Below are 26,676 nucleotides of genomic sequence, written 5' to 3' on the forward strand. Positions count from 1 at the left end.
CAGCGGGCGGGTTCCTTGCGGGAAGCCTCATCCAAGGTCCGGGTGGTGTTCCGGGGTACTTGTAGCCTGGGGGATCCGGCGGTGGCCTTCGTCCCTTTGTTGTCACTATTTCAACAGAAGTCCTACAGTTGGTGCAACGGACCCCGGTTACACTGGTCAATCTGATCAACTCGATCCGGGTCGAAGCGCAGAAAGTGGTCACTATGCAGGAACTCGACGCGACCGACCGGCGAATCCTCCTCGCCCTCGACCAGGATCCACGGCTACCCATCATGGTGCTGGCCCAGAAACTGGGGCTGGCCCGCGGTACCGTGCAGTCGCGCCTGGAGCGGATGACGGCGTCGGGCGCTCTGCGGCCGAACAGCAGCCGGGTGGTGCCATCCGCGCTGGGCCGCGGCGTGGCGGCGTCGGTCAGCGCCGAGTTGGACCAGAGCCACCTTAACGAGGCGATCGCTGCGCTGCGGAACATTCCGGAAGTGCTGGAATGCCACGCCCCGGCCGGCGAGACGGACCTGCTGATCCGGGTGGTGGCGAAAAGCCCGGACGACCTCTACCGCGTCTCCGAGGAAATCCGGCTCTGCCCGGGGATCGTGCGGACCTCCACCAGCATGTTCCTGCGCGAAGTCATCCCTTACCGGACCACGGGACTGCTGGGCGCCTGACCGTCCGGCGCCTTCGGACTAGACAGGCGGTCCCGTGTTGGATTTCAGGTTCTTCATCACCAGCGTCGACGTCAGCCGTTCGACGCCGGGCAGCGACGTGAGCTCGCTGTCGTAGAAGCGCTGGTAGGCGGGCAGGTCCTCGGCGATGACTTTCAGCAGGTAGTCGGGGGAACCGAACAGCCGTTGCGCCTCCACGATATTCGGGTTGTCCGCCACGCGGTTCTCGAAAATCTCCATCGTTGCCCGGTCCACCTGGCGCAGCGTGACGAAGACGATCGCCTCGAACCCAAGCCCGACGGCGGACGGGTCGATGTCCGCCCGGTAGCCGCGGATGACGCCGGAGGCCTCCAGGTCGCGGAGCCGCCGGTGGCAGGGCGCCACGGTCAAGCCCACCCTGGCGGCGAGCGCCGTCGCCGTCATGCGCCCGTCCTCTTTGAGGTAGCGCAAAATACTTCTGTCCAAGTGGTCAATCACGCAATAATCTTACCGCCGGGCGGCATTTATCCGCGAAAAGAGGGAACACTTCCGGCGGTTAATTTTCTAGACTTTTCCTGTACCGAAACGTCGGGAGACCGCCATGAATCCCCAGCTCTTCCTCGCCTTTTTGCTGGTCGCCGGCGCCCTTGCCTGCACTCCGGGGGTGGACTGGGCGTATTCCATCACCGCCGGCCTGAAGCAGCGCAGCTTCGTGCCGGCCGTGGCGGGACTCTGCGGGGGCTACGTCCTGCACACGGTGCTTCTGGTGGCGGGGCTGGCAGCCTTGCTCACAGGGGTGCCCGGAATGCTGGGATGGCTGACGGTGGCCGGCGCGGCCTATCTCCTCTGGCTCGGACTGACGACCATCCGGACCTGGCGCGGGGCGAGTTTCGGCAGCGCAGGGGTGCGGGCACCGGCGAACCAGTTCCGGACCTTCCTGCAGGGCGTGGGAACCAGTGGCATCAACCCCAAGGGCCTGCTGTTTTACGTGGCGCTGGTGCCGCAGTTTGTCAGCCCCGAGGCTTCCCTGCCGGTGCCGGTACAGTCCGGCCTCCTCGGCCTGACGTTTGTCCTCCTGGTCGCCGTGGTCTACAGCTGCGTTGCCTTGCTGGCACGCAGACTGCTGCACTCCCGGCCGGGGGCGGCGCGGAAAGTGACGCTCGCCAGCGGCATCATTATGGTGGCGCTGGGCGCCGTCCTGCTGTCCGAGCAGCTGGTGCCGCTCCTGGGCCAGGCCCTGGCCCGCGGCTGAACCTCAGCCGGCCACGGGGCGCGGCATGTACCACTCGGTGAACGCTGTGGCGCGCCCGTCGCCCGTGAGCTGGATGATCCAGAGGTTGTCGTAACTCCGGCTGTCGCCAAGGTAGTCGGTGCGGCCCTGCACGAAAGCCCTTCCGCCGTCGACACCGAGGACCTTCCACTCGAACGTCCAGTCCCCCGGCTCATCATGGCTGGCGATCCAGCGCTCCACGATCTGCTCGCGCCCGGTCCACGCTTCGGGATCATCCGGGCGGGTGGAGTAGACGGCGTCTTCAGTGAACAGCGCCCTGATGTCCTCCGGCTCATTCGACGTCCAGGCCGTGATGTAGTGCTGCATCCAGCGCGCTGCGGCATCCCTCATCCCTCGGTTGTACCCCTGCTTTCCGGAGCCCGCAAGGGCCATTGATCCGCCGCGGGACCCCTGGCCATGGTTCAGTCCTCGTCGGGCCGGCCGTATTCCCGATCCCAGAGCTCATGCAGTTCCGCGTCCTTGCGGATGGCCCGGACCGTCTCCAGATCGGCGGGCTGGCGGTGCTGCCACTCCAACCGGTTCAGCGCCTTCCGCCCGTTGTCCAGCAGCAGGAGCGCCCGGTCCGTCAGGGCATCGCTACGGAGCGTGAAGTCGGTACCGCGTCGGCGCACGACCTCCTGCAGGGCGGCCTGGGCGGCCGCATTGGCACCAAGTTTCCGCAGCGAGCGTGCCCGGACCAGCAGCAGTGCCGCCGAAAGGTCATCCCCGTTGAGCAGCCCGTCAGTGTCAGCCACCACGTCCTCGTGCCGCCCCAGCGCGGCGGCCAGCGAGCAGCGTGCCAGCGCCATGGGCAACGACGGCGGAAGCCCGGTCAGCGCCGCAAGGGCAGCCTCCCTCTGGCCGGTCTCGCGCAACGAGTGGGACAGCGCCAGGAACACTCCCTCCTCGCTGAAGAGGACCGGAACATCGACCCGCTCTGCCACGGAGACCCGGGTGATGACACGTGCCAGGTAGGTGGAGGCGTAGCGGTTCGCGTCGTCGTCGTTCCTGGTCAGCATCCCGCGCTGGAGCAGTTCGGCGGCGCGCAGGTGGCCGCCGTGGCTGTGGCTTTGCAGCCCGGCCATCAGGTAGCACAACCCGGCCCACCCGGGGTAGGTGTGCGCCAGGGCGATCAGCCGGTTAGGGTCGGGGCTGCCGAAGATGGCGGCGTGCACGGCCTTCGCCGCCTTGCCCGGGGCCCTGCCGCCCACTTTGCCGAGCCGGGGCGCGCCGCCCTCCACGGGCAAGGTGCCGCGGATCCGCCCCGCCAGGACTCCGGAGACCGCACCGCCCACGCCCTCGGCAAGGCCGCGGACAGGCGTCCGGATGACCGGGGTTCGGAACGGCGCCAGGTCGCGCTGGTCGTGGTACAGGGCTGGGCGGGGTGCGGATTCAGCTGGTCCGGCGCTCATACATCCATGCTAGTTGGCTGCTGGCGGCCTAGGGCAAATTAGGCCGCGGCCGAAATCCACAGGCCGATCACCCAGGTGCTGCCGGCAAGGCAGGCGAGCCCGAACTCCACGATCATTCCCAGCCCGGTGGCCTTCAAGGCCGCCCAGCTCGATGCCACGGCGGTGCCGAAAGTGCGCGTCCGGTGCAGTTCGCTCAGCAGCAGGCCGGCGGCGAAGCCGACGAACAGGCCCACCACCGGGATGATGAACATCCCCACGACACCAAAGACCAGCCCGGCCACGACCGAGCGGCCGGGGATGCTGTGCTGTTTGAGTTTCCGGCCGGTCAGGACCGCGCTGGCGGCCATTCCGGCCAGGACGAAGACCATGCCGATCCCGAACACCACCCAGCCCGTGGTTCCGGCGCCGCCCCAGATGGCCCAGGCCAGCAGGCTCAGTCCGATCAGGATGCTGCCGGGCAGTACGGGGATGACGGTACCGGCCACGCCCACCAGGATGGCGAGGCCGCACAGAATCGTCACAACAGTCTCGGGGTTCATCGCCCCAGTCTATGGCGCGGGGGCCTGTGGTTCCGGCCCGCCCGGGCGGCCCCCGGCCACCACAAATGACGACGACGGCGCCGCATCCCCCAAGGAAGCGCCGCCGTCGTCGTCTGTAGAGCTGTGGCTACTCGGCTTCAACCGCCGCGGCGACAGCGGCGGAGACCGCCGGTGCCACCCTCGGGTCCAGCGGGCTGGGGACGATGTAGTCGGCGGACAGGTCCTCGTCGGCCAGCGCGGCGATGGCGCGGGCCGCAGCCAGCTTCATGGCCGGCGTGATCCGGCGGGCACCGGCGTCGAGGGCTCCACGGAAGATGCCGGGGAACGCGAGGACGTTGTTGATCTGGTTCGGGAAGTCGCTGCGGCCCGTAGCGACCACGGCCGCGTAACGGCGTGCCACCTCCGGCAGGACTTCCGGATCCGGGTTCGACAGGGCGAACACGATCGAGTCCTTGCTCATGAGCTTGAGGTGTTCCTCGTCCAGCTTGGAGGAAGAGACCCCAATAAACACGTCGGCGTCCAGCAGGGCGTCGGCGGGTCCGCCGGAGACGCCGCGCGGGTTGCCGCTCTTGGCCAGCTGGGCTTTCTTGCTGGCGGGATCGGCGGCGATGTCCGCACGCTCGCTGTTGATGACGCCGCGGGAGTCCAGCAGCACAACGTCGCTGATCCCGGCGGTGAGCAGCATCTGCGCGACGGCGATCCCGGCGGCACCGGCCCCCGAAACGACAACGCGCAGCTTCTCGAGTCCGCGTCCGGTCACCTTGGCCGCGCCGGTCAGTGCCGCGAGGACGACGACAGCGGTACCGTGCTGGTCATCGTGCATAACGGGGCAGTCGAGGGCCTCGATGAGCTTCTCCTCGAGTTCGAAGCAGCGCGGCGCAGAGACGTCTTCCAGATTGACGGCGCCGAAGCTCGGGCGCAGCCGGACGAGGGTCTCCACGATCTCGTCGACGTTGGTGGTGTTGAGCACCAGCGGGATGGAGTCGAGCTCGCCGAAAGCCTTGAACAAGGCTGACTTGCCCTCCATCACGGGCAGCGAGGCGCTGGCGCCGATGTCGCCGAGGCCGAGGACCGCCGTGCCGTCGCTGACGACGACCACGAGGCGCTGGGCCCAGGTGAGGGTCTTGGCGAGTTCCGGGTTGGCCGCAATCGCGCGGCTGACCTGGGCGACGCCGGGCGTATAGGCAATGGACAGGTCGCGCTTGCTGGTAAGCGGCACGGTGCTGGAAATTGAAAGCTTGCCGCCCTGGTGGGAGGCGAAAATTTCCTCGTCGCTGAGCGCTGCTACGGGCTCTTCGGGGGACGTGGCGTCGGTGGGGCTAATCGTTTCAGTGGACACTTCGTTGTCTCCTGGGGCTCACCGTGGGCATACGGCACATGGAAGCTCAAGCACAGGGATGCTCAAGATGGTCTGGGGAACGTCGGCAGCAACCCAGGGTTGGTGGGTCTGCGGTGAAGTTCCGGGGTCTTGCAGGCGGCTGGGCCGCTCCGGTTCTGCAATGGTAAACAAAACGTGGCGGCCGCGAGTTGTCCCACGACACACTCCGCCGTTTGGTGAAACGTTTAACCAAGCGTTTTAGGGGTCCGGACGACGAAAAAGCGTCCCTACCGCCCAGTAAATTGTCAGATTGGTCTAGACCAGTTACGCCGTCCGGCGGCTGCATGTCAGCAGGAAGCATGCCTTTTTGAGGTCTTCCTCAGCTTCGAAGAGGGAAAGACGCCGGCAGCGGACGGAGTGGACCAGTCCAGTGACGGTCAGCAGCAGGACCCGGGCGATGGCGTCGTCACCGCTCACGGCAGAGACTGCCTTCTCGGCCGTGGCGTCGATCTCCCGGAGCAGCCTCGTGGTGTCCGTGTCCGCGGTGTAGACGGCCCTGCTCAGGCACTGCTCCACGGCAGGCTGCATGAGGCGCATGTGGAAAATTTCCATTACGACGCCGGCCAGCGCGTGGGCCGGCACGTCGGCCCTGCCAGCGGTTGCGCTAGCTCTTAAAGCGGCCGGGGAGCTGGCTGCGTGCAGTTCGGCCAGCTGCTTGCGGTAGAGGGCCAGCACCAGGTGGGTCGCGGAGGGGAAGTACCGGTACAGGGTGCCCAGCGGAACATCGGCCTTCGCTGCGACTTCGGAGAGGACCACGGAGTCCAGACCCTTGCGGGCGGACCCGGCGGCGACGTCGAGGATCCGGGTGTAGCGGAGCCGTTGCCGGGGCAGGGTAGGCGGAGGAGGCATCGGTGGAAGTTCTGAGTGAAATTCAGGCATCAGCAGCGTTCCGGGGTCGGTTTTCTCGGCAACCGGGAGGGATCCCCCACAGCGCTGCCGCGGCAATTCCCGTCCACTATACGCGACGCGCCCGGTCCGAAAGCCAGTGAAAAAGCGGGCCGTAGATGCCCGGGCGGAGCCACCCCAGGGGCGGGTCCTGGCCTACTGGACGCCCTTGATTTTGACCACGAATACAGCCCCCAGCAACCCGATCACCGCAGCCGCCACGTACAGCGAAACGTAGCCTCCCCACAGCGTCACGAAGGGGAAAGCAATGAGCGGAGCGAGCACCTGGGGCAGCGAATTGGCGACATTGAGGACGCCCAGGTCCTTGCCGCGGCTCAGTGACGTCGGAAGCACCTGGGTGATGAGGGCGAAATCCACGGCCAGGTAGCAGCCGAACCCGATCCCCAGCACCGAGGCGCCCAGCAGCGCCCCGGTCCAGTTCGGCGCGAACGCCAGGATCAGCGAGGCCGCCGCGATGATGACCGAGGAGATGATCACGAGCGGCTTCCGTTTCCCCATCCGGTCGCTCAGCCGGCCGCCAAGGACACTGGTCACCATCACCATCACCGCGTAGAGACCGGTCAGGATCAGTACCCCGAACTCCGGTGCGATGCCCTGCGTCTCCTCAAGATGGACGGCGTCCTTGAGGAAGAAGAGCAGGTAGAGGGTGACCATGTGGTTGCCGATGTTCACCAGGAGCCGGGTCAGCCAGGCCCAGGCGAAGTCCGGGTAGAGCACGGGGGAAATCCAGAAGCCTTTGGCGAAGCCGGCCAGGCTGAACGGCGGGCGTGCACCGGCGGGGAGCGGGACGTCGTCGTTCTTGAAGAAATACAGCACGACGCCGGCGAGCAGCGCCACCGCGCAGACCAGATAGCCAACGGCGAAATTTCCGGTGACCGCCGCGGCGATCACCGCTCCAATAAGGATGCCGACCGTCTGGCCCATGGCGGCCAGGCCCCCCACAGTGCCGCGCTGGACCGCAGGCACACGGTCCGGGATGGCCGCGGTAACGGCGGCATAGGCACCGTTGCAGCCGGCCTGCACGAGGCACCAGAGCAGCGCCATGATGGCAACGTTCGGCGCTCCGGCGAGCGCGATCAGGGCTGCGGCGCCGAGGATGGCCCCAAAGAGGACCCAGGGCACCCGGCGGCCCAGGCGCGAGGTGGTGCGGTCGCTGAACGCACCGAACAAGGGATTGGCCACGAGGGAGACCGCCGCACCGGCTCCGGTCACGAGGGCGAGGATGGCCTCCTTGTCGGCTTCGCTGAACGCGGCGGCCTGCTGGCCGAGGAGAACCTGGAGCGGGCCGAAGAAGGCCGCGTTGATCCCCACGTTGACAAGGACGACACCAGTGACCCAGACGGGGCGGACTGCCCGTTCGGGTTCGGCGAGTGCGAGCGCCGATGAGCTTCCCGCGGTGGGGCTGCCGCGGGCTGGGTCCGGTGCTGCCCCGGACGGATCGGACAGGCTCATGTAATTCGGTTCCCCCCGGAAGCTGCTGACGCACGCTGAAGATCAGTGCGAAGCCAGACTATCGTGGGGATCACGTTCCGCCCCCTATTTCCAGCACGAGGAGAACCGATGGCAGCATCCAACGTTAATACCGCCGATCTCTACGACGAGCGGGGGGACGAACTCGACTCCGTGGCCCTGCAGTTCCAGTCGCTCGGCGGCCACACGCACTTCAGCGGCCCGGTCCGGACGATCCGCTGCTTCCAGGACAATTCACTTGTCAAGTCCACCCTCGCGACCCCCGGGGACGGCGCCGTGCTGGTGGTGGACGGCGCAGGATCGCTGGGCACGGCCCTGATGGGGGACCTGATCGCGGCAAGCGCCGTCGCGAACGGCTGGGCCGGCGTCGTCATTAACGGTGCCATCCGCGACCGGACCGCCATCGCGGTGCTGCCGCTGGGAGTGAAGGCCCTGGGCAGCAACCCGCGCAAGAGCGCCAAGGCAGGCGCCGGCGAGAGCGACCTGGAGCTGGAGATCGACGGTGTCGTCATCCGGCCCGGCGCGATGATCTGGTGCGATCCGGACGGCATCCTGGTCGAGCGCTGAGCCTTCCCCTTCAGCGCCGAGGTGAGACTTCGCGCCCATAGTTGGGCCGGACATGGGCGCGAACTCTCACCTCGGTGTCCATCCCCGGGAGCGGACGGCTCGCCGAACCCTTCCGACGGCTGCTGGGTGTTCTCCTGCCAGATCGTCCTTCGAGACCCTCACCTCGACCCAGTCCAGCCGATCCGTAGTCCGCGCCCGGCGGATGTCGCGCAGATGCTGCCCGGACCCGTCATGGTGGACGCCGTCGTACTGCAGCGATATCCGGTAGGCCGGATACGCCGCGTCCGGCCACAATTCCGGGGTACCGGCACGGCCCCAGACCACGTAGTTGAGCTCCGGTTCCGGAAGGCCGCCGCGGATGAGGGCTAGGCGCAAATGCGTTTCCGGCGGGGAATCCGCACCGACGCGCACGTACCCAAGGGCTTCCCGCGCGGTCCGGATATTTCGGGCTCCCGGGTGTTGGAGCAGCATCCTGTTCAACGCCTCGATGTTCGACAGGGCCGACCGGGGCGACGGGAACTCCGGACCGTGCTCGGACACCAGGGAATCCCCGGCAGCCACCAGATCGTCCAACGGTAGGGTCGCGGCCAGGTCAAGGAAAGTGCGTTCGGGCGAGGTCACCCTGACGCCGTCGAGCATCACCACGTCCCCGGGCGCGAGCGCGAGTCGGTGGCCAACCACGTTCGCCCGCTTCGGGAAGCTGCCGCCCCGCGGCCGGGCAAGATGGATCCGCCAATCGCAGTCCGCCCACAGAGGAAGCCCAACGCGCCATAGCCTTGCCGCCGTGACATGGCAGAGTACGGTGCAATCGTCGAGCTGGCAGTAGGCCCTCAGCGCTCCGGCGCCATGTGCGCTGCTGCCGGCCGGGATGCGGACACCGCGGGACACCGTGATCAGGTCCTGGGCACGGGTCCGCTTCCGTGGGACCCCGGCCTCATCCGCAGCCAGGACGGAGAACGAGCCGTCTTTCAGCACTGAGGGGAGTTCAAGTCGGCGCATTCCCACATCATGCGGGGATTCGGCGCCGCCCGCTTACGTTGTCCACACACTGCAAGCAGATGTCCTCCACAGGTCCTGGGCAGAGGCCCTCGAGGTGAGACTTCGCGCCCATGGTTGGACCGGACATGGGCGTGAAGTCTCACCTCGGCGGGCGGTCGACGGCGACTCCCGCTCACACCGAGCGCGCAACTGTATGTTTCCCCTCACTTTTTGAGGCGTGTGACAGGCGTCGCTCCGGCCCCGGTGTAAGACTTGGTAGCTGCGGCGCAGGCCGTGGAACGCGAAATGCCGAGGGAGCCCGATGACAACCACCCAAGACCAGACCGCAGCCAGGATCCCCCAGCGGGTCATTTGGCTGGCCGTGGCGGGCGCCGTCGGCGGCTTCCTCTTCGGCTTCGACTCCTCAGTGGTCAATGGCGCAGTCGACGCCATCAAGGACGAGTTTGCGCTGAGCGAGGCCGTGACCGGCTTCGCCGTGGCCGTCGCCCTCCTCGGCTGCGCGGCGGGTGCCTACCTGGCCGGCAAGGTCGCTGACCGCTACGGCCGCATCCCGGCGATGAAGATCGGCGCGCTGCTGTTCCTGGTCAGCGCGGTCGGGACGGGCTTCGCCTTCAGCGTGTGGGACCTCATCTTCTGGCGCCTCGTCGGCGGCCTGGGCATCGGCCTGGCCTCCGTGATCGCTCCGGCCTACATCTCCGAGATCTCCCCGCGCCACGTCCGCGGCCGGCTGGCGTCGCTCCAGCAGCTTGCCATCACCACGGGCATCTTCGCCGCCCTGCTCTCGGACGCCCTGTTCGCGAACTTCGCCGGCGGCGCCGGCCAGGACCTCTGGTTCGGTATCGAGGCCTGGCGCTGGATGTTCCTCGCCGGCGCCGTACCTGCCGTCGTTTACGGCTGGATCGCGTACACGCTGCCCGAGTCGCCGCGGTTCCTGGTCTTCCAGGGCAAGGACGAGGAAGCCCTGAAAATCTTCCAGTCCATTGCCCCGAACGAGGACACGGACCGCCACCTGCGCGATATCAAGAACGCGATCGAGGAAGACAAGGTCGCGGGCCAGAAGGGCTCACTGCGCGGCAAGACCTTCGGCCTGCAGCCAGTGGTATGGATCGGCATCATCCTGTCGGTGCTGCAGCAGTTCGTCGGCATCAACGTGATCTTCTACTACTCCACGACCCTGTGGAAGGCTGTCGGTTTCGAGGAGAAGGACTCCCTGACGATCTCCGTGGCCACCGCCATTACAAACATCCTCGTGACCCTCGTGGCAATCGCCCTGGTGGACCGCATCGGCCGCCGTCCCATCATGCTTGCGGGTTCCATCGGCATGGCCGTCTCGCTGGGCACCATGGCCCTCGCCTTCGGGTCCGCCACCGGAACCGGCGACGCGATTTCGCTGCCCGGCGCGTGGGGCCCGGCCGCCCTGGTGGCTGCCAACGTCTTCGTGATCAGCTTCGGCGCCTCCTGGGGCCCGCTCGTCTGGGTGCTGCTGGGCGAGATTTTCCCGTCCCGGATCCGCGCCCGCGCCCTGGGCCTCGCCGCGGCCGCCCAGTGGATCGCCAATTTCGCCATCACCCTGAGCTTCCCGGTCATGGCGGCGGCCTCCCTGCCCCTGACGTACGCCATGTACGCGATGTTCGCGGCAGCGTCGTTCTTCTTCGTGAAGTTCAAGGTGCCGGAGACCAACGGAATGTCCCTCGAGCACGCCGAGACCCTCTTCGTCCCAAAGGGCTCCGCTAAGGACTCCGTCAAGGCCTGAGCCTCCTATGGTGCGCCGCGCGCGCTTCCGCCTCTCGAGGTGAGAGAAAACGCCCATGTTCCGCGGGAACATGGGCGTTTTCTCGCACCTCGGCGGGTACGGGGTCTGTGCTTCGGCGAATTTGAAAACGGACTAGACGGCGGCCTTGGCGTCCTCGACCAGGGCGGAGACGGCCGGGAACAGCGGGTGGTCCGGGTCCAGGCCCGTGATTTTCGCGGTTGCCTCGTCAGCGCTGGAGGATGCCAGGATCTGCCTGAGCTCCTCGGCCTCGGCGTCGGCCGGGTCGTTGAAGCGCAGGGCTGCGGCGATCGCACCGAGCAGGGCCTCCGGCACGATGCCGCGTTCGGCCAGCTCCGCCGCCGGACCGATGAAGCGTTCGTGCCGGCTGAGCTTGCGCAATGGCGCCCGGCCCACCCGGTTCACGGTATCCGGCAGGTGCGGGTTGGAGAATCGGCCCAGGATCTTCTGGACGTAGGCCTCCTGCTCATCACGGTTGAAGCCGTGCTTGGCCACCAGCAGCTCTTTGGTTTCGTCCAGGACGGCGCGCACGTCGGCGGCTACGTCCTGGTCGGCCATGGCCTCGGAAATTTTCCCCAGCCCGGCCTCGAACCCGAAATAGGCGGCCGCGGCGTGCCCGGTGTTCACCGTGAACAGTTTCCGCTCGATATACGGCTCCAGATTGTCCACGAACGTGGCACCCGGAATGACCGGCGCCGCATCACCGAACGGTGTCCGGTCGATGACCCATTCATAAAAGGTCTCCACCGTGACATCCAGGCCCTGCCCGGCCTCCTGGTTGGGCACAATCCGGTCCACCGCCGTGTTCGCGAACACGGCGGCAGCGTCGAGGGACCCCGCGGCCGAATCCCACTGCGCCGACACCTCGGACTTCAGGATGTCCGTGGCATTGATGGCGTTCTCACATGCCATCACCTGCAGCGGAGCGAGTCCGGCAGCCCTGGCAGCGATCCCCTTGGCGATCACCGGGGCCACGAATTTGAGGATATGCGGCCCCACCGCTGTGGTGACCACGTCCGCCGTCGCAATCTCCGCGATGACGTCGGCCTCCTGGCTGCCGGAGTTCAGCGCGCGGAAGTTCTCCACGGTGCGGACGGTGGGGTGCTCCCCCACCTCGTGGACCCGGTAGCTGTCCGCGGCGGCCAGCTGGGCGATCAGGTCCTGGGCGACATCCGCGAACACCACCTCGTACCCCGCCTCGTGCAGCAGCAGCCCCACGAATCCGCGCCCGATGTTTCCGGCTCCGAAATGAACAGCTTTCACTATGAATTGACCTTTCCGAACAGGTCCAGGACTTCCTCGACCGTGGTGGCCGCCTCAAGCTGCGCCACCTGGGCCTTGTTGGTGAAGACCTTGGCGATGGAGGACAGGATATGCAGGTGCTCGTTGTTGATGCCGGCGACGCCAACGACGAACTTCACTTCCTTGCCGTTCCAGTCAATGCCGTTCGGGTAGCGGACCACGGAGACCGCGGATTTCATGATGTGGTCCTTGGCCGCGTTGGTGCCGTGCGGAATGGCGAGGTAGCTGCCCATGTAAGTGGACACGGATTCCTCGCGTTCGTGCATGGCGTCCAGGTAGCCGGCGTCGACGGCGCCGCGGTCCAGCAGGAGCCGGCCGGCCTCGTCGATGGCGGCGTCGCGGGTGGTGGCTGTGCCGTTGAGGACAACGCTCTCCGCCACAAGGATGCCGGCGGGGCCGGTTTCCTCGGGAGCCTCCGGCGCGGCAGCAGCGGCGGTGGCGGAGGCGGTGGTGGCAGCAGGAGCGTCGGATGCCCCGTCCGTGTTGCTTGACCTGACCAGCTCGACGATCTCGTCGTACTTGGGGCTGTTCATGAAGTTATCAACCGAGACGTGCACGGCGCTGGCGGTAACCGGCTTGGCCCGTTCGGTCAGGTCCTGGTGGGTGATCACGACGTCGTAGGTGTCGCTGAGGTTGGCGATCGCGGAGTTGGTGACCGTGACGCCCGGGAAGCCGGCCGCCTTGATCTTGTTCCGCAGCACCGAAGCGCCCATCGCGCTGGAGCCCATGCCGGCGTCGCACGCAAAGACGATGTTCTTGACCGGCCCGGCCAGGACTGCGACGCCGCCTGCGGCAGCACCGGAGCCTGCGAGCATGGAAGACACCGAGCTCTTCTTGCCCTTCATTTCCTCCATCCGGACGGTGGCGGCCCCGAGGGCCTCTTCCTCGGTGGCGCCCACCGGGGTCTTGCTGGCCTTCAGGATCACCGAGGCGATCAGGAAGGACACCGTGGTGGCGAACAGCACGGACAGGGTCACGCCGACGTAGCTGTCGCGTGCGGTCGCTGCGTAGACGGCGATGATGCTGCCCGGGGCTGCCGGTGACCGGAGCCCGGCATCGGTGACCACCAGGGTAAAGATGCCGGTCATGCCGCCGCCGATTGCGGCGAGGATCATGATGGGCTTCATGAGTACATACGGGAAGTAGATCTCATGGATACCGCCAACGAACTGGATCAGGGCTGCCCCCGGCGCGGACGCCTTGGCCAGTCCCGTGCCGAAGATCGAGTAGGCGAGCAGGATTCCGAAACCCGGACCAGGGTTGGCCTCCAGCAGGAACAGGATGGACTTGCCCTCCTCAAGCACCTGTTGTGTGCCCAGGGGAGTGAGGATGCCGTGGTTGATGGCGTTATTCAGGAACAGGACCTTCGCGGGCTCGATAAAGATGCTCGTGAAGGGCAGCAGGCCGTTGACAACAAGAAATTCGACGACGGCGCTGGCACCGTCACTGAAGGCCTTCACCACCGGGCCGATCACGAACATGCCGACGACCGCCATGCCGGCAGCGACGATGCCGGCCGAGAAGTTGTCAATCAGCATTTCGAAGCCCGGCTTGACCCGGCCCTCCCAGATCTTGTCCAGCTTCTTCATGAGCCAGGCCGTGAGCGGGCCGAGCATCATGGCGCCAATGAACATGGGGATGTCCGTGCCGACAATGACGCCCGTGGTGGCCACCGCACCCACGACGCCGCCGCGCACGCCGTAGACCATCCGGCCGCCGGTGTACCCGATCAGGAGCGGGAGCAGGTAGGTGATCATCGGCCCAACGAGCTTGGCGAGCTCCTCGTTGGGCAGGAAGCCCGCCGGGATGAAGAGCGCCGTGATGATGCCCCACGCGATGAACGCGCCGATGTTCGGCATGATCATTCCGGATAGAAACGTCCCGAACTTCTGGACGCCTACCCGCACGCTGGTACGGGGTTTCGCAACTGTCTCTGTTGCCATGTGATTTCCTAACCGTCATTCCTGCTGCACCGCAGGATGGTCCGATGATTTCGCGAAAGCTAGCTGGTGGAGCTGGTAGAGATCCGGTGGAGCCATTCGAGGAAGAGCTTGAGTTCCGAGCTGGAGAGCTGGTCCGAGTGCGATGCCTGCAGTGCCGCGTTCAGGGCGATCGCCGCCACCACCACTGAGGATTTCCCGGACGCTTCAGGGCCGCTGCTCTTGGCCTGGTCCGAGGACACCGCAAAGATCATGGCGTCGCGGGTCATGGCGGACAGCTCAAGGTTGCGCTCGGGCGCCTTTTCCGTGATCAGCATGAGCGTCACCCCGACGTTGGCAGCCAGGATGCTCCTGGCTGCTTCCCGCGGCGGGACGTCGAGTTGGCCGGCGACGGCGGCCTTGTTCAGCATTTCCTCCATCAGGCCCTCGGCGTCAGCGACGACGGCCGGGCGGCTCTCGGGGCGAATGTTGCCAAACATGACCAGGTACAGTTCCGGCTGTTTGAGCCCGAACTGCACGTGGTTGTCCCACATCCGCCGGATGTCCTCCAGCGGCTGTCCTGACGGTGCGAAGTCGCGTTCGCCCGCCACGTACTCCTCAAAACCTGCCGCGACGACCGCGTCGAACAGCCCTTCCTTGTCACCGAAATGGTGATAGAGGGTGGGCGCCGTGACTCCGGCCAGCTGGGTGATCTGGCGGGTGGAAACCGCACCCCCGGCGGAGTTGGCCAGCAACTCAGCCGCCGCACGCAGCAGCCGCGTCTTCGGCGGAAGCTGGCCATCGAAACTCATAACCGCTACCCTAGCACCTATAGCAACGCTATATGAAGTGCATCACATAGAATTTTTTCAGGTATCGGGATCCGCCCGCTGACGTAGCTGTCGGCAGGCCCGACCGTCCGATCCAGAACATCCGATCCGGAACTTCCGGGCCGGATCGAAGGGCCGGCTCCGGCGGTACCTGACTCACCGGCTTACCGGCCCACGGCAAAGAATGAGGACCTTCAGTGCAGAACTTCCCAGGAGTAGGCGTCAGCCCCGGCCGCATCATCGGAACCATCCGCCAGATGCCCAAACCCGTCAGCGAACCGCCCGCCGGAGAGCAATTGCCGGCCGGCACCACGGCTGAGGAAGCGACCGCGGCCCTGAAGACGGCGGCGAGGGCCGTCCATGATGAGCTGAAGGCCCGGGCCGAGACGGTCAGCGGCGACGGCAAGGCAGTCCTGGAGGCCACGGCCCTGATGGCGACGGACACAATGCTCCTGAAGTCGGCGGCCAAGCTGATCGGCCGCGGCACCTCCGGCCAGCGTGCCATCTGGGAAGCCGGCGCCTCCGTCTCGGAAATGCTGCACAACCTGGGCGGCTACATGGCGGAGCGGGCCACCGACGTCCTGGACGTCCGGGCCCGGATCGTCGCTGAACTGCGCGGCGTCCCGGCCCCGGGGATCCCGTCCTCCCCCACCCCGTTCATCCTCATCGCCGAGGACCTCGCCCCGGCGGACACCGCCACCCTGGATCCGGAGAAGATCCTGGCGCTGCTCACCGCCGGCGGCGGACCGCAGTCCCACACCGCGATCATTGCCCGCTCACTGGGCCTGCCCGCCGTCGTGGCCGCAACCGGCGTCGACCAGCTTCCGGACGGCACGGTGGTCTATGTGGACGGCGCCGCCGGCCTGATCACCGCGGACCCGGATGACTCGCAGCGCGCCGCCGCCGAACACTGGGCCGCCACGGCCTCGCTGCTGGCGGACTTTGACGGCACCGGCGCGACGGCGGACGGCCACCTGGTGCCGCTGCTCGCCAACGTCGGCGGGGCCAAGGACGCCGTGGCCGCCGCGAAGCTGAACGCGCAGGGCGTGGGGCTGTTCCGGACCGAGTTCTGCTTCCTGGAGCGGGATTCCGAGCCCACCGTGGACGAACAGGCCGCCGCGTACAAGGGCGTTTTCGACGCGTTCCCCGGTAAGAAGGTGGTGCTCCGGACGCTCGACGCCGGCGCGGACAAGCCGCTGCCTTTCCTCACCGACGCCACGGAACCCAACCCCGCCCTCGGCGTCCGCGGGTACCGGACCGACTTCACGACGCCGGGCGTGCTGGAACGCCAGCTGCAGGCCATCGCCCGGGCCGAGCAGGAGTCCGAGGCGGACGTCTGGGTGATGGCCCCGATGATTTCCACCGCTGAGGAGGCTGCCCGCTTCGCCACCCTATGTGCCGAGGCCGGGATCAAGACCCCCGGGGTCATGGTGGAAGTCCCGTCCGCGGCGCTCACCGCCGAGGCCATCCTGCGGGAGGTGGGCTTCGCGAGCCTGGGCACCAATGACCTCACCCAGTACGCCATGGCCGCCGACCGCCAGCTCGGCCCGCTCGCTGCGCTGAACACCCCCTGGCAGCCCGCCGTGCTCCGGCTTGTCGGCCTGACCGTGGAGGGTTCCGCCGCGGAGGGCCACAACAAACCGGTCGGCGTCTGCGGCGAGGCCGCCGCGGACCCGGCCCTCGCCGTCGTTCTGACCGGGCTCGGCGTATCGACCCTGTCCATGACGGCCCGGTCCCTCGCGGCCGTGGCCGCCGTGCTGAAGACCGTCACCCTGGCCGAGGCCCAGGAACTGGCTAAACTGGCCCTCTCCGCGCCCAGCGCCACCGAGGCCCGCGCCTGGGTCCGGGCGAAGCTGCCGGTCCTTGAGGAACTCGGGCTGTAGCGCCGCAGCAGGCAGAGGCAGTGTGTGGCCGTACCCCGGGGCGCTAGGATGCACTTCATGACACTGATTGCTCCCCGGGTGACGGCTGCCCTTCCGGCTGAGGACGCGCAGAAACTCCGCTACGCCCTCAACGGCAGCGACGACATCACGGTGTTCGTCGACGGCACCGTCCACCGGCTGCCGGCCCAGGCACGGGACGCCGTCGTGGACCTGCTGGCGCGCTTCAGCCGGGGCGAGGCGGTGACGGTCAGCAGCGTCGAGGAAATGCTGACCACGTCCCGGGCAGCCGAGCTGGCCGGGATCTCGCATACCTACCTGCGGAACATGACGGACCGCGGCGAAATCCCGGTGGAATACCGGGGCACACACCGGCGGATCCGGCTCGCCGACATCATGGCCTGGCTGGAAAAACAGAAGAAGAACAATACCGCGGACGGCGCTCCCGGCCACGGGGATGACGGTGCCGCGGATGCTTCGTGACGGCGTGATAAGGATCAAACAACGATCCCGGCCCTGCGCGGAAACGCGGAGAAGGCCGGGGTTACGCTTGAATTGTGGGTAAGTTCAGAGGGTGGCACATCGTGGCTGGCATCGCCGCCATGGTGCTCACAGGCATTCTCGGAACAGCCATGGGGCTAAACAATACCGCTGCCTTTATGTCCAGCTGCGTTGCGTTTGTGGCCGTCTCCATGTGGATGGACAGCAGGATCACGCTCCGCAGGAGAGAACGCGCGCGGGAAACGGCGCGGGAAACAGCGCAAGAGGCCGAGCGGCAGGCAGCCCTCGCCGCGGAGGTGGACGATGCCGGCCCCGCGCCGGACCGTCCGCTGGAGGCCGAGCAGCCCAAACGGGAGGGCCGCGGCACCTGACGCCGCCGCACCTTAGATCCTGGGGCGCCCCGCCCAGCGCCGCGCCTTCAGCGCCGCGTGGAGTTCCAGCCGCACCATTCCCTTGAGCGGGTCGACCCCGAGCAGCTGGCGGATCCGGCCCAGCCTGTTGTAGATGCTGCTCCGGTGCAGGTGCAGCTTGTCCGCCACTTCCTGGACCGACCCGTCATTGTCATAGAAAAGCTCCAGCACCGGCAGCAGCTCGTGGTTCCGGTCGTGGTCCTCCAGGAGGCGGAAATAGACCGAGCCCGCGTCCGCCCACGCTCCCGCCCCGCCGCCGGCCGAGGCCAGCAGCTGGTAGATCCCGGTGGCGCGGCAGTCCACCAGTTCTCCCAGCTGCGGATCCACCGCAGCGGCCTGCGCGGCCTGCCGGGACTGTCGGTACGCATCGGCGAGTTCCCGCGGCCGCGAGAAGCCCTCGGAGGTTCCCAGGATGATCCGGTGGACCGGCCGGCCGGACCGCTTGGCCAGCTCCAGCTGGTAATGCACCAGCACCTGGGCGTGGTTCGCGCGGCCGGTCGATTCCCTGAACAAGACGACGGCGTGGGTCTCCGTGCCGGCGCTGAACAGGGTGGCATCCACGCCGATGGTGGCCTGGAGCGCAGCAGAGCGGTGGACCAGTGTGGAAGCGATCGGATCGGAGCCTCCGGCCCAGCCGTCGGCATCCATTACCGTCACCAGCTGCCAGGGTCCGCGCCCCTGGACTTCCTTCCAGCCCGCCACGGCCGCGACGGCGTTGGACTCGCCCCGGCAGGCGGCCAGGAATTCCTGTTCGCGGCGGCGGCGGAACTCAGATTCGGCCGTGTTGGATTCCAGCAGCAGGGCTGAGAGCCGCTCCAGCTCACGGGCCACCTCGGGCAACTGGGCGAGGACCGTCGTCGCGTTCGGCTCATCGGCGTCCAGCTGGACCCAGAGGTAGCCCACCCGGAATCCCCGCACCAGCAGGGGAACGCAGACGCGGCCCAGCATCCCGAGCTCCTCGTTGGCCGGCACCACCACGGGGCGGACCGCCGTCGCGATCCCGTGCGAGAGCTGCCAGGTGCTGACGTCCACCGGGACGCGCTTGCTGAGCAGGAAGTTCACCCGGACCCGGTCCGCGTGCGACTGGTTGGAGCTGTAGGCGAGCAGCTGGCCGTCGAGGTCCTCGAGTGAAAGGCCGCGGCCCAATTGGAGTGCGACCTGCTCCACGAGCTGTTCGACGTCCTGCTGCTGCATGCTGCCACACTACTGCCGATGCCGCTTCCTCTGGAAACGCCGCGGCCAACGCCACTGCGATCGCCCCGCCAACGGACATCAGGCGACACCTGACGCTCACCGGGTCGACAAATGTCCAGTCCGGTATTTGGAAAAGCCCGGATCTCCGCGGGAAGCGGCCGCCGCCGGGAGGCGGCGTCTGTCGCCTGCCTCACAGCCGGATTTATTCTGGAAGTACGACTTCCCCGCACACCCAGGCCCACAAGGCCGCCAGCACTGGAGCCCACAAATGATCATCGGTGTCCCCAAAGAGATCAAGAACAACGAATTCCGCGTCGCCATCACGGCCGCAGGCGTGCACGAGTTCCGCACCCACGGCCACTCGGTCCTCGTGGAGCGCGGCGCGGGCCTGGGCTCGGGCATCACGGACGAGGAATACGCCATCGCCGGCGCCGAAATCGTCGCCGAAGCCGATGACGTCTGGTCCCGCGCCGACATGGTCATGAAGGTCAAGGAGCCGGTCAAGGCCGAATACCACCGCTTCCGCAAGGGCCTGATCCTCTTCACCTACCTGCACCTGGCCGCCGAGCCGGAACTGACCCAGCAGCTCATCAACTCCGGCGTCACCGCGATCGCCTACGAGACCGTCCAGGAGGGCCGCACCCTGCCGCTGCTCGCCCCGATGTCCGAGGTTGCCGGCCGCCTCTCCGTCCAGGTCGGTGCCACCTCGCTGATGGCTCCGGCCGGCGGCAAGGGTGTGCTGCTCGGCGGCGTACCGGGCGTCCGCCCCGCCAAGGTCGTTGTCCTCGGCGCCGGTGTTGCCGGCACCAACGCCGCCGCCATGGCCCTCGGCCTCGGCGCCGACGTCACCATCCTGGACATCAACATCAACCGCCTGCGCGAGCTGGATGCCCAGTACCAGGGCCGCCTGAAGACCGTTGCCTCCAACGCGTACGAGATCGAGAAGTCGGTTGTGGACGCCGACCTGGTGATCGGTTCCGTGCTGATCCCGGGCGCCAAGGCCCCGAAACTGGTCACCAACGAGCTCGTCTCCCGGATGAAGCCCGGTTCAGTACTCGTGGACATCGCCGTAGACCAGGGCGGCTGCTTCGAGGACACGCACCCCACCACGCACCAGGAACCCACGTACAAGGTCCACAACACGATCTTCTACTGCGTGGCCAACATGCCGGGCGCCGTGCCGAACACCTCCACCTACGCGCTGACCAACGTCACCCTGCGCTACGCCGTCGCCCTGGCCAACCTGGGCGTCAAGGCCGCATTCGAACGCGACACCGCCCTCGCTGCCGGCCTCAACATCGCCGGCGGCAAGGTGGCGCACCGCTCGGTCTCCGAGGCGCACAACCTGCCCCTCGTCGCCGACTGGCACGAGCTGGTCTCCGCTTAACCAGCCGATCCCGGCATAGCCAGCACCGAATCGGCTGCTCCGTAACCGCCCTTTGGGACCCCAAAACGGCCGTTCCGGAGCAGCCGTTTGCTGTTTAACGCCTACTAGCCCAGGGCCCGGGCCTGCTCGATCAGCCGCAGCACCTCCACCGGGCTGGCCGGATCCACCGGGACCGGCAGGCCCGAGGCCGTCCCGCCGTCGTGGATCTTCGCCGCCAGTATCCGGTAAAACGCGGGGTACTCGCCGCGCTCGGTGGGCAGCCGGTCGAGGTGTCCGTCCCGGCCGAGCAGCCCGGACCAGTCCCGGTCCTCGATCCCGTACTCCGGGTCCAGCGGGCTGCCGCCGGCGACGATGAAAGGCTCCTGCGGGTCCACGCCGTGTTTGGTGAAGCCACCCGCGCTGCCCAGCAGCCGGAACCGCGGTCCCTGCTGGGCGCAGAGCATGTTCATCCACAGATGGCTCGTCACGCCGGATTCGTGCCGCAGGGCAAGAAACACGTCGTCGTCGGTCATCTCGCCGGGGCGCCGCGCATCCAGTTCCGCATGTGTGACCGTGGCGGGACCGAACAGCTGCACGGCCTGGTCCAGCAGGTGGGTGCCGAGGTCGAACAGCACCCCGCCGCCGTCGTCCGCCGTCGCGGCCGCCTTCCAGGCTTTCGCAACCGCCGGCGACCAACGCTCAAAACGGGATTCGAACCGCGTGACCGCGCCTAGCACGCCGCTGTCCAGCAGACCGCGGACGGTCAGGTAGTCGCCGTCCCAGCGCCGGTTCTGGAAGACCGTGAGCACGCGTCCCAGCCGTGCCGCGAGCTGGATGAGCTCCCGGCCTTCGGCGCTGCGAACGGCAAACGGCTTGTCGACGACGACGTCGAGCCCGGCTTCCAGCGCGGCTTTCGCCAGCGGGTAATGGGTGGCCGGCGGCGTTCCGAGGACCAGCAGGTCCAGTTCGCCGGCGAGCTCCAGAATGTCCGCCGGGGTATCCACCAGGCGGGTGCCGGGATACCGGGCGGAGGCGGCCGCCTGCCGGCCGGCATCAGAGGTGGAAATCACCTCAACGGAATACGCGGGGTCGGCCGCGAGCAGCGGGGCGTGGAAGACGCTGCCCGAGAGGCCGAAGCCGGCGACGGCCGTGCGGATGGGCCGGTTGGAGTCTGTTGTCATGGTCCCACGCTACCCCCGCACGCCGCGCCAGTCCCCCGGATTAAACGGCGGCGGCCGGCACCCCCGAAAGTTCAGGGAATGCCGGCCGCCGCTGCTCGACGAACCGTTGAGCGGGGAGTGTTACTTCTTTTCCCAGCCGATGGTGGTCCAGTCCGGAACCTGGGACAGGCTCTTGAACAGGGACGGGCCGTAGTTGGCGAGGCCGGTGCGCACGAAGGAGATCTGCGGACCGTTCATCACAACACCCATGGAGAAGTACTTCTCCATGTGCTTCTTTTCAACGTCCATGGCTGCCTTGTTGCGCTCAGCGTTGTCGGCAATGCTGGAGAGTTTCTTGATCTCTGCGTCCAGTTCGGCGTCGCCCAGCTCGTTCTCGTTCGTCTTGGAATCGTAGAACTGCTTGACGGCGTCGGTCGCATCCGCGCCCACAGTGTAGCCGGAGACGCTCATGAAGAAGTCACGGCTGCCCAGGACCTTGCCGAAGTCGGCAGAAGCGCGCTGGTCGATGCCAACGTCCATGCCGCCGGCCTTCAGCTGGTTCTGCAGCGTCTGCGCGAACGCCAGGGTGGTGGGATCATCACCGAAGTTGCTGATCTTGAACGCGGCGGGGACGCCGTCCTTTTCCATGATGCCTGCGGCGTTGGCCGTGTAGCCGGCGTCCGTCAGGACCTTCTTGGCGGCCTCGGCGCCGGTTTCCTTGACCGGGTAGTTGTCCTGGTAGTTCTTGGAGAACGGCAGCAGCATCATCGATCCGGAGCTGGTTTCTTCCCAGTTCAGGCCGTTGAAGCGGACCTTGCGCAGTGCTTCGCGGTCGACGGCGGTGAAGATCGCCTTGCGGATGGCGACGTCAGTCATCGGCGCCTTCTGGGCGTTGAGGTTCAAGCCACCGGCGAAGAGACGCTGGCCGCGGCGGATCTCGGAGTCCTTGGTGCCGTCGAGCTGCTTGTACGGGGTGATGGTGTTGGCGGACACACCGTCGATTTCACCGTTCTTGAAGGCGGCAATTGCGGCGCTGCTCTCAAGCTGGCGGAAGACCACCTTCTCCAGGACCGGCTTGTTGCCCCACCACTTGTCATTCTGGGCGAGGGTGACCGTCTTGGCGGCACTGTCGTACTGGTCCAGCTTGAACGGCCCTGCCATCCATTCCGGGTGCATGTCGCCGGTGAAGCCTTCGTTGAAGATCTCCGGCGTGTTCACGGCCGGGTGGACCAGGCCGGTGAACAGGGAGTCCAGCGGGTAAACCGGCTGGGTGGTGGTGACAACAACTTCCTTGTCGCTGGAACCGGCCTTGACGGATTCGACGAACTCGTACGCGCCGGAGCTGACGATGTCGATGTCCTTGTTCTCACCCTTGAGCATGTTCCAGGTGTTTTCGAAGGCCTTGACATCGATCGGCGTGCCGTCGTTGTAGGTGGCCTTCTCGTTCACCTTGATGGTGATGGTCTGCTTGCCGTCCTTGACGTCGCTCTTGACGTCTTCGCAGAAGTCCTTGTTCGGCGTGGCGGTCCCGTCGAAGTCAAAGTTCCAGCAGCCCCAGGTGCCGGCCTGGTCGATCGGGCGGTGCAGGGCGGTGTTGTCTGCGCTGTTGCCATTGTTGGAGAACCCGTTGAAGTCCGGACCGATGTTGCCCAGCGGCAGGGTGACGGTGCCGCCCGGCTGCAGATCCTTGGCATCCTTGGCGTTGATGCTGACCAGCTTGGCCAGGTCACTTCCTGCGTCCTGGCCCTTCGCGGCCTCCGGACCCTGTGCGGCGCCGCCGCCACCGCCACAAGCGGTGAGCGCAAGCGCTGCAACGACGGCGGTCACGCCGCCGATCTTGGTCAGATTCTTCATGTGTTCCCCTTCATTCCTTTTGGTGCGAGTTGTGATGCGTGTGACTGGTATGTCAGGTGGTTTCGTGGACAACGAGCATGTCCGCGTCCAGTTCGCCGTCCGGGTAGAAACAGGCGAATTGCTGGTCTGTGGGGGCCGCAGGGGCGGCCGGAAGACCGGGAGCGGCCGGATGCCCGTGGGCTTGTCCGGCGCGGGCGGTTTCCGGGGAGTCCATGACTGTCACCAGTCCGGGTTCCTGGGTCAGGCACTTCTCCTGCTTTGCCGGCGGCAACGCCGCGAAGACCGGGCAGCGCGTGGCGAAGTTGCAGCCTGTCGGCGCTTCCAGCGGCGAGGGCAGATCGCCCTGCAGGATGATGCGTGCGCGGGTGCGTTCCAGGACCGGGTCGGGGACCGGAATCGCGGAGAGCAAGGCACGGGTATAGGGGTGGCGCGGATTGTCGAAGACGCTGTCCACGTCCCCGATCTCCACGATTTTGCCCAGGTACATCACGGCCACCCGGTTGGAGATGTGCCGCACCACGGACAGGTCGTGGGCGACCATCAGGTAGCTCAGCCCGAGTTCCGCGCGGAGCTGGTCCAGCAGGTTGATGACGCCGGCCTGGACGGACACGTCCAGGGCGGACACCGGCTCGTCAAGGACCACCAGTTTGGGGTTCACGGCGAGGGCGCGGGCAATGCCGATGCGCTGGCGCTGGCCGCCGGAGAACTGGTTGGGGAAGCGGTTGACGTGGTCCGGCTGGAGGCCCACGAGTTCCATCAGTTCCATGATCCGCTTCCGAATCCGGGGCTTGGCCATACCCGCGTTCTCGAGCGGCTCGGCCAGCACTTCAAAGACGGTGAAGCGCGGGTCAAGGGCGCCGGTGGGGTCCTGGAACACCATCTGGAGTTCCTTGCGCATGGCGCTCTTGGTCTTCGCGTCAGAGGCTTCCTTGTTGCTGAGGCCGCCGATGACCACCTCGCCGTCCTGGTCCTTGTGGAACTCCATGATTTCCAGCAGGGTGGTGGTTTTGCCACAGCCGGATTCGCCGACGATCGAGAAGCACTCGCCCTCACGGATGTCGAAGCTCAGCCCGTCGACCGCCTTGACGGTGCCGATCCGGCGTTTGAGCAGGGCGCCCTTCATCAGCGGGAAGTGCTTCCTGACGTCCCTGAGCTCCAGCACGGTCCGGCGCTCTGCGCGCGGGATCGCGTCAAAGCGTGACACCGGGACGGCGGGGGCCTTGAAGACCTCGCGGACGTCCACTTCGAGGCCGAGGGAATCGGTCTTGATGCAGGCGGCCTGGTGCGGCAGGCCGCCGTCCAGGTTGTCCCCGGCGACGGGCCACAGCTCCGGCTCGCCCTGCAGGCAGGCGTCGCTGGCCAGCGGGCAGCGCGGCGCGAAGGAACAGCCCGTCGGTGTATGGATGAGGTTCGGCGGGATGCCCTCGATCGGCACCAGCGAGGACTTCTCGGCCACATCAACGCGCGGCACCGCGCCGAGCAGGCCCATCGTGTAGGGCATCCGGGGGTTGTAGTAGATGTCGTCGACGCTGCCGGTCTCCACCGGCTTGCCGGCGTACATCACCATGATGTCGTCCGCCATGCCGGCGACGACGCCAAGGTCGTGGGTGATCATCACGACGGCGGCGCCGGTTTCCTCCTGCGCGGTGTGCAGCACCTCGAGGACCTGCGCCTGGATGGTGACGTCGAGCGCCGTCGTGGGCTCATCGGCGATGAGCACGCGCGGGTTGTTGGCGATCGCGATGGCGATCATGACGCGCTGGCGCATGCCGCCGGAGAACTCGTGCGGGAAGGCCTTGAGCCGGTCCTTCGGGCTGGGGATGCCCACCATGCCGAGAAGCTCGACCGCGCGCGCCTCCTTGGCCTGCTTGCTCATGGTGGGATTGTGGACCGTGAGCGCCTCGATGATCTGGTTGCCGACCGTGTAGACCGGGGTCAGGGAGGACAGCGGATCCTGGAAAACCATGGCGATGTCGTTGCCGCGGTACTGGCACATGGCCTTGTCGCTCAGTCCCAGCAGTTCCCTGCCCTGGAGCCGGACCGAACCGGTGATCTCCGCCGTCGGGGGCAGCAGGCCGAGGATGGCCATGGAGGTGACGGACTTTCCGGAGCCCGATTCGCCAACAATGCCCAGCGTCTTGCCGGCGCGGAGGTCGAAGTCGATGCCGCGGACAGCGTGCACCACCCCGTTTTCCGTGTTGAAGCGGACATTCAGGTCCCGGACGGAGAGCACCGCACCCGCCGGGGCATCACCTGGCGCGTGCAGCCCGGCGACGTGGAGTCGCTCGACGGCGGAGAGCTCGGCGGAATCGGTGCCGGCGGTCATTTCGTGGCTCATGTGGTCTTCTTCTGTGCGGTCTTCTTTTTGGCGCGGCCAACGGAGCTGGAGCTGGGATCGAACGCGTCACGCAGGCCGTCGTTCATCATGGCCAGCGAACCGGTCAGCAGGAACATGACGGTCAGCGGGACCCAGAACATCCACGGGAAGGTGGAGACCTGGGAGGTGGCCTGGCCGATCAGCACGCCCAGGCTGACGTCGGGGACCTTGATGCCGATCCCGATGAAGGAGAACGCCACCTCGGCCAGGATCGCGCCGGTGATGCCGCGGGTGATGTCCAGGACCAGCAGCGAGCCGATGTTCGGGACGAGGTGCCGCCAGACGATGCGCCGCGGCGGGATCCCCATGTACTGGGCCGCCTTCACGAAGTCGCGCGACATGAGGGACATCGAGAGCGAGCGGATGAGGCGGGCCGTGCCCATCCAGCTGAAGACCAGCAGCACGATGATCAGCAGGAGCCAGCTGGGCAGGGACTGCTGCAGGCCGTTGCCGCCGCCGCTTGTGGCCACGGCGACGACCAGCAGGGCCGGCATCATGATCAGGGCTTCGAGAACGAACAGCATGACCTTGTCCACCTTCCCGCCGAAGTAGGCCATGGTGCAGCCGTAGACGGCGGCGATCAGGACCGAGACGAGCCCAACGATGAGGCCGATCAGGATCGAGATCCGGGTGCCCTCCACGGTCAGGGCGTAGAGGTCGATCCCGGCCTGGGAGGTGCCCAGCAGGTGCTCGGCCGACGGCGGCATGCCGATGCTGAAGGGGTCGATCGTCTCCTTGTCCCAGCTGGTGAAGAAGCCGCCCACGAAGGAGAACAGGGTCAGGGCCAGGAAGATGACCAGCCCGACGACGGCTGTCTTGTTGCGCAGGAAGCGGCGGAGGATGATCGAGGACTTCGCGATGACGACGTCGTTGTTCTCGATTTTCGCCTCGCCGGCGACGGCGGCCGGGTCGATGGTGTTGAGGTTTGTCATG

General features: G+C 67.0%; 24 protein-coding genes. 8 read left to right on the plus strand and 16 right to left on the minus strand.

Annotated features, from left to right (window positions below; genetic code table 11):
• The first annotated feature begins 203 nt into the window (after positions 1–203).
• Positions 204–662 carry an Lrp/AsnC family transcriptional regulator gene (locus tag ABIB29_RS06645; protein WP_354171578.1) on the plus strand — a complete coding sequence of 153 codons (459 nt, stop codon included), beginning with the start codon at positions 204–206 and terminating at the stop codon, positions 660–662.
• Between the two features lie 18 nt (positions 663–680).
• On the opposite strand, the gene ABIB29_RS06650 is transcribed toward ABIB29_RS06645, so the two are convergent.
• Positions 681–1,136: an Lrp/AsnC family transcriptional regulator gene (locus tag ABIB29_RS06650; protein WP_354171202.1), complete on the minus strand. Its 456-nt coding sequence runs from the start codon at positions 1,134–1,136 to the stop codon at positions 681–683.
• A gap of 103 nt (positions 1,137–1,239) precedes the next feature.
• Here ABIB29_RS06650 and ABIB29_RS06655 point away from each other — a divergent pair, with 103 nt between their 5' ends.
• Positions 1,240–1,890 (plus strand): LysE family translocator, encoded by a 651-nt coding sequence (locus ABIB29_RS06655; protein WP_354171204.1) that lies wholly within the window; start codon positions 1,240–1,242, stop codon positions 1,888–1,890.
• Positions 1,891–1,893: 3 nt separating this feature from the next.
• On the opposite strand, the gene ABIB29_RS06660 is transcribed toward ABIB29_RS06655, so the two are convergent.
• The 6 genes from ABIB29_RS06660 to ABIB29_RS06685 all read right to left on the minus strand — a co-directional run bounded on the left by ABIB29_RS06660 (position 1,894) and on the right by ABIB29_RS06685 (position 7,595).
• Complete coding sequence (locus tag ABIB29_RS06660; protein ID WP_354171206.1) at positions 1,894–2,259, minus strand: nuclear transport factor 2 family protein; 366 nt, start codon at positions 2,257–2,259, stop codon at positions 1,894–1,896.
• A 71-nt stretch (positions 2,260–2,330) separates the two neighbouring features.
• On the minus strand, positions 2,331–3,320 hold the full coding sequence (locus ABIB29_RS06665; protein WP_354171208.1) for a hypothetical protein: 990 nt from the start codon (positions 3,318–3,320) through the stop codon (positions 2,331–2,333).
• 38 nt (positions 3,321–3,358) lie between these two features.
• The gene (locus ABIB29_RS06670; RefSeq protein ID WP_354171210.1) at positions 3,359–3,859 is read right to left on the minus strand and encodes a DUF456 domain-containing protein; all 501 of its coding nucleotides are present in this window, start codon (positions 3,857–3,859) and stop codon (positions 3,359–3,361) included.
• A 127-nt stretch (positions 3,860–3,986) separates the two neighbouring features.
• Positions 3,987–5,198, minus strand: a complete 1,212-nt coding sequence (locus tag ABIB29_RS06675; protein WP_354171212.1) for an NAD(P)-dependent malic enzyme — start codon at positions 5,196–5,198, stop codon at positions 3,987–3,989.
• A 303-nt stretch (positions 5,199–5,501) separates the two neighbouring features.
• Positions 5,502–6,116 (minus strand): TetR/AcrR family transcriptional regulator, encoded by a 615-nt coding sequence (locus tag ABIB29_RS06680; protein WP_354171214.1) that lies wholly within the window; start codon positions 6,114–6,116, stop codon positions 5,502–5,504.
• A gap of 162 nt (positions 6,117–6,278) precedes the next feature.
• Positions 6,279–7,595: an MFS transporter gene (locus ABIB29_RS06685; protein WP_354171216.1), complete on the minus strand. Its 1,317-nt coding sequence runs from the start codon at positions 7,593–7,595 to the stop codon at positions 6,279–6,281.
• A gap of 108 nt (positions 7,596–7,703) precedes the next feature.
• Between ABIB29_RS06685 and rraA the strand changes: the two genes are divergently transcribed.
• Complete coding sequence (gene rraA / locus ABIB29_RS06690) at positions 7,704–8,180, plus strand: ribonuclease E activity regulator RraA (RefSeq protein WP_354171218.1); 477 nt, start codon at positions 7,704–7,706, stop codon at positions 8,178–8,180.
• 66 nt (positions 8,181–8,246) lie between these two features.
• Here the strand turns inward: rraA and ABIB29_RS06695 are convergent, their stop codons facing one another.
• Complete coding sequence (locus ABIB29_RS06695; protein WP_354171220.1) at positions 8,247–9,179, minus strand: type IV toxin-antitoxin system AbiEi family antitoxin; 933 nt, start codon at positions 9,177–9,179, stop codon at positions 8,247–8,249.
• Between the two features lie 301 nt (positions 9,180–9,480).
• Between ABIB29_RS06695 and ABIB29_RS06700 the strand changes: the two genes are divergently transcribed.
• Positions 9,481–10,932, plus strand: coding sequence for a sugar porter family MFS transporter (locus tag ABIB29_RS06700; RefSeq protein WP_354171222.1), 1,452 nt, complete (start codon positions 9,481–9,483; stop codon positions 10,930–10,932).
• A 132-nt stretch (positions 10,933–11,064) separates the two neighbouring features.
• On the opposite strand, the gene ABIB29_RS06705 is transcribed toward ABIB29_RS06700, so the two are convergent.
• Genes ABIB29_RS06705 through ABIB29_RS06715 form a run of 3 tightly spaced genes read right to left on the minus strand, consistent with a single transcriptional unit; the run spans position 11,065 to position 14,983 of the window.
• Positions 11,065–12,213, minus strand: a complete 1,149-nt coding sequence (locus ABIB29_RS06705) for a mannitol-1-phosphate 5-dehydrogenase (RefSeq protein ID WP_354171224.1) — start codon at positions 12,211–12,213, stop codon at positions 11,065–11,067.
• Positions 12,213–14,195 carry a PTS mannitol transporter subunit IICBA gene (locus ABIB29_RS06710; RefSeq protein ID WP_354171226.1) on the minus strand — a complete coding sequence of 661 codons (1,983 nt, stop codon included), beginning with the start codon at positions 14,193–14,195 and terminating at the stop codon, positions 12,213–12,215. The genes ABIB29_RS06705 and ABIB29_RS06710 overlap by 1 nt, the downstream gene beginning before the upstream one ends.
• 59 nt (positions 14,196–14,254) lie before the next feature.
• Positions 14,255–14,983, minus strand: a complete 729-nt coding sequence (locus ABIB29_RS06715) for a TetR/AcrR family transcriptional regulator (RefSeq protein ID WP_354171228.1) — start codon at positions 14,981–14,983, stop codon at positions 14,255–14,257.
• Positions 14,984–15,198: 215 nt separating this feature from the next.
• On the opposite strand from ABIB29_RS06715, the gene ptsP reads away from it, so the two are divergent.
• From ptsP to ABIB29_RS06730, 3 genes are all read left to right on the plus strand, one after another.
• Positions 15,199–16,884 (plus strand): phosphoenolpyruvate--protein phosphotransferase, encoded by a 1,686-nt coding sequence (gene ptsP / locus ABIB29_RS06720; protein WP_354171230.1) that lies wholly within the window; start codon positions 15,199–15,201, stop codon positions 16,882–16,884.
• 57 nt (positions 16,885–16,941) lie between these two features.
• Positions 16,942–17,364 carry a helix-turn-helix domain-containing protein gene (locus tag ABIB29_RS06725; protein WP_354171232.1) on the plus strand — a complete coding sequence of 141 codons (423 nt, stop codon included), beginning with the start codon at positions 16,942–16,944 and terminating at the stop codon, positions 17,362–17,364.
• Positions 17,365–17,438: 74 nt separating this feature from the next.
• Positions 17,439–17,753 carry a hypothetical protein gene (locus ABIB29_RS06730; RefSeq protein ID WP_354171233.1) on the plus strand — a complete coding sequence of 105 codons (315 nt, stop codon included), beginning with the start codon at positions 17,439–17,441 and terminating at the stop codon, positions 17,751–17,753.
• Positions 17,754–17,765: 12 nt separating this feature from the next.
• Here the strand turns inward: ABIB29_RS06730 and ABIB29_RS06735 are convergent, their stop codons facing one another.
• Positions 17,766–18,986 carry a PucR family transcriptional regulator gene (locus ABIB29_RS06735; protein WP_354171235.1) on the minus strand — a complete coding sequence of 407 codons (1,221 nt, stop codon included), beginning with the start codon at positions 18,984–18,986 and terminating at the stop codon, positions 17,766–17,768.
• Positions 18,987–19,254: 268 nt separating this feature from the next.
• Between ABIB29_RS06735 and ald the strand changes: the two genes are divergently transcribed.
• The gene (gene ald / locus ABIB29_RS06740) at positions 19,255–20,373 is read left to right on the plus strand and encodes an alanine dehydrogenase (protein WP_354171237.1); all 1,119 of its coding nucleotides are present in this window, start codon (positions 19,255–19,257) and stop codon (positions 20,371–20,373) included.
• Between the two features lie 104 nt (positions 20,374–20,477).
• Here ald and ABIB29_RS06745 read toward each other — a convergent pair whose 3' ends face one another.
• The 4 genes from ABIB29_RS06745 to ABIB29_RS06760 form a co-directional block, all read right to left on the minus strand.
• On the minus strand, positions 20,478–21,533 hold the full coding sequence (locus tag ABIB29_RS06745; RefSeq protein ID WP_354171239.1) for a Gfo/Idh/MocA family protein: 1,056 nt from the start codon (positions 21,531–21,533) through the stop codon (positions 20,478–20,480).
• Positions 21,534–21,653: 120 nt separating this feature from the next.
• A complete protein-coding gene (locus tag ABIB29_RS06750; protein WP_354171241.1) occupies positions 21,654–23,366 on the minus strand; it encodes an ABC transporter family substrate-binding protein in 1,713 nt (570 codons plus the stop codon).
• A 52-nt stretch (positions 23,367–23,418) separates the two neighbouring features.
• On the minus strand, positions 23,419–25,704 hold the full coding sequence (locus tag ABIB29_RS06755) for a dipeptide ABC transporter ATP-binding protein (protein ID WP_354171243.1): 2,286 nt from the start codon (positions 25,702–25,704) through the stop codon (positions 23,419–23,421).
• Positions 25,701–26,675: an ABC transporter permease gene (locus ABIB29_RS06760; protein ID WP_354171244.1), complete on the minus strand. Its 975-nt coding sequence runs from the start codon at positions 26,673–26,675 to the stop codon at positions 25,701–25,703. Before ABIB29_RS06760 ends, ABIB29_RS06755 begins: the two co-directional genes overlap by 4 nt.
• Between the last annotated feature and the right edge of the window lies 1 nt (position 26,676).

It is taken from the genome of Arthrobacter sp. UYEF36 (assembly GCF_040547025.1).
GTDB lineage: Bacteria > Actinomycetota > Actinomycetes > Actinomycetales > Micrococcaceae > Arthrobacter.

What these genes read in the sequence shown, in the direction of transcription:
- ABIB29_RS06695 (WP_354171220.1), bottom strand. Translation starts at nt 9,179, where the DNA reads ATGCGCCGACTTGAACTCCCCTCAGTGCTGAAAGACGGCTCGTTCTCC.
- ABIB29_RS06750 (WP_354171241.1), bottom strand. Translation starts at nt 23,366, where the DNA reads ATGAAGAATCTGACCAAGATCGGCGGCGTGACCGCCGTCGTTGCAGCG.
- ABIB29_RS06680 (WP_354171214.1), bottom strand. Translation starts at nt 6,116, where the DNA reads ATGCCTGAATTTCACTCAGAACTTCCACCGATGCCTCCTCCGCCTACC.
- ABIB29_RS06655 (WP_354171204.1), top strand. Translation starts at nt 1,240, where the DNA reads ATGAATCCCCAGCTCTTCCTCGCCTTTTTGCTGGTCGCCGGCGCCCTT.
- ABIB29_RS06710 (WP_354171226.1), bottom strand. Translation starts at nt 14,195, where the DNA reads ATGGCAACAGAGACAGTTGCGAAACCCCGTACCAGCGTGCGGGTAGGC.
- ABIB29_RS06745 (WP_354171239.1), bottom strand. Translation starts at nt 21,533, where the DNA reads ATGACAACAGACTCCAACCGGCCCATCCGCACGGCCGTCGCCGGCTTC.
- ABIB29_RS06725 (WP_354171232.1), top strand. Translation starts at nt 16,942, where the DNA reads ATGACACTGATTGCTCCCCGGGTGACGGCTGCCCTTCCGGCTGAGGAC.
- ABIB29_RS06670 (WP_354171210.1), bottom strand. Translation starts at nt 3,859, where the DNA reads ATGAACCCCGAGACTGTTGTGACGATTCTGTGCGGCCTCGCCATCCTG.
- ABIB29_RS06715 (WP_354171228.1), bottom strand. Translation starts at nt 14,983, where the DNA reads ATGAGTTTCGATGGCCAGCTTCCGCCGAAGACGCGGCTGCTGCGTGCG.
- ABIB29_RS06665 (WP_354171208.1), bottom strand. Translation starts at nt 3,320, where the DNA reads ATGAGCGCCGGACCAGCTGAATCCGCACCCCGCCCAGCCCTGTACCAC.
- ABIB29_RS06760 (WP_354171244.1), bottom strand. Translation starts at nt 26,675, where the DNA reads ATGACAAACCTCAACACCATCGACCCGGCCGCCGTCGCCGGCGAGGCG.
- ABIB29_RS06685 (WP_354171216.1), bottom strand. Translation starts at nt 7,595, where the DNA reads ATGAGCCTGTCCGATCCGTCCGGGGCAGCACCGGACCCAGCCCGCGGC.
- ABIB29_RS06700 (WP_354171222.1), top strand. Translation starts at nt 9,481, where the DNA reads ATGACAACCACCCAAGACCAGACCGCAGCCAGGATCCCCCAGCGGGTC.
- ABIB29_RS06660 (WP_354171206.1), bottom strand. Translation starts at nt 2,259, where the DNA reads ATGAGGGATGCCGCAGCGCGCTGGATGCAGCACTACATCACGGCCTGG.
- rraA (WP_354171218.1), top strand. Translation starts at nt 7,704, where the DNA reads ATGGCAGCATCCAACGTTAATACCGCCGATCTCTACGACGAGCGGGGG.
- ABIB29_RS06735 (WP_354171235.1), bottom strand. Translation starts at nt 18,986, where the DNA reads ATGCAGCAGCAGGACGTCGAACAGCTCGTGGAGCAGGTCGCACTCCAA.
- ABIB29_RS06645 (WP_354171578.1), top strand. Translation starts at nt 204, where the DNA reads ATGCAGGAACTCGACGCGACCGACCGGCGAATCCTCCTCGCCCTCGAC.
- ald (WP_354171237.1), top strand. Translation starts at nt 19,255, where the DNA reads ATGATCATCGGTGTCCCCAAAGAGATCAAGAACAACGAATTCCGCGTC.
- ABIB29_RS06755 (WP_354171243.1), bottom strand. Translation starts at nt 25,704, where the DNA reads ATGAGCCACGAAATGACCGCCGGCACCGATTCCGCCGAGCTCTCCGCC.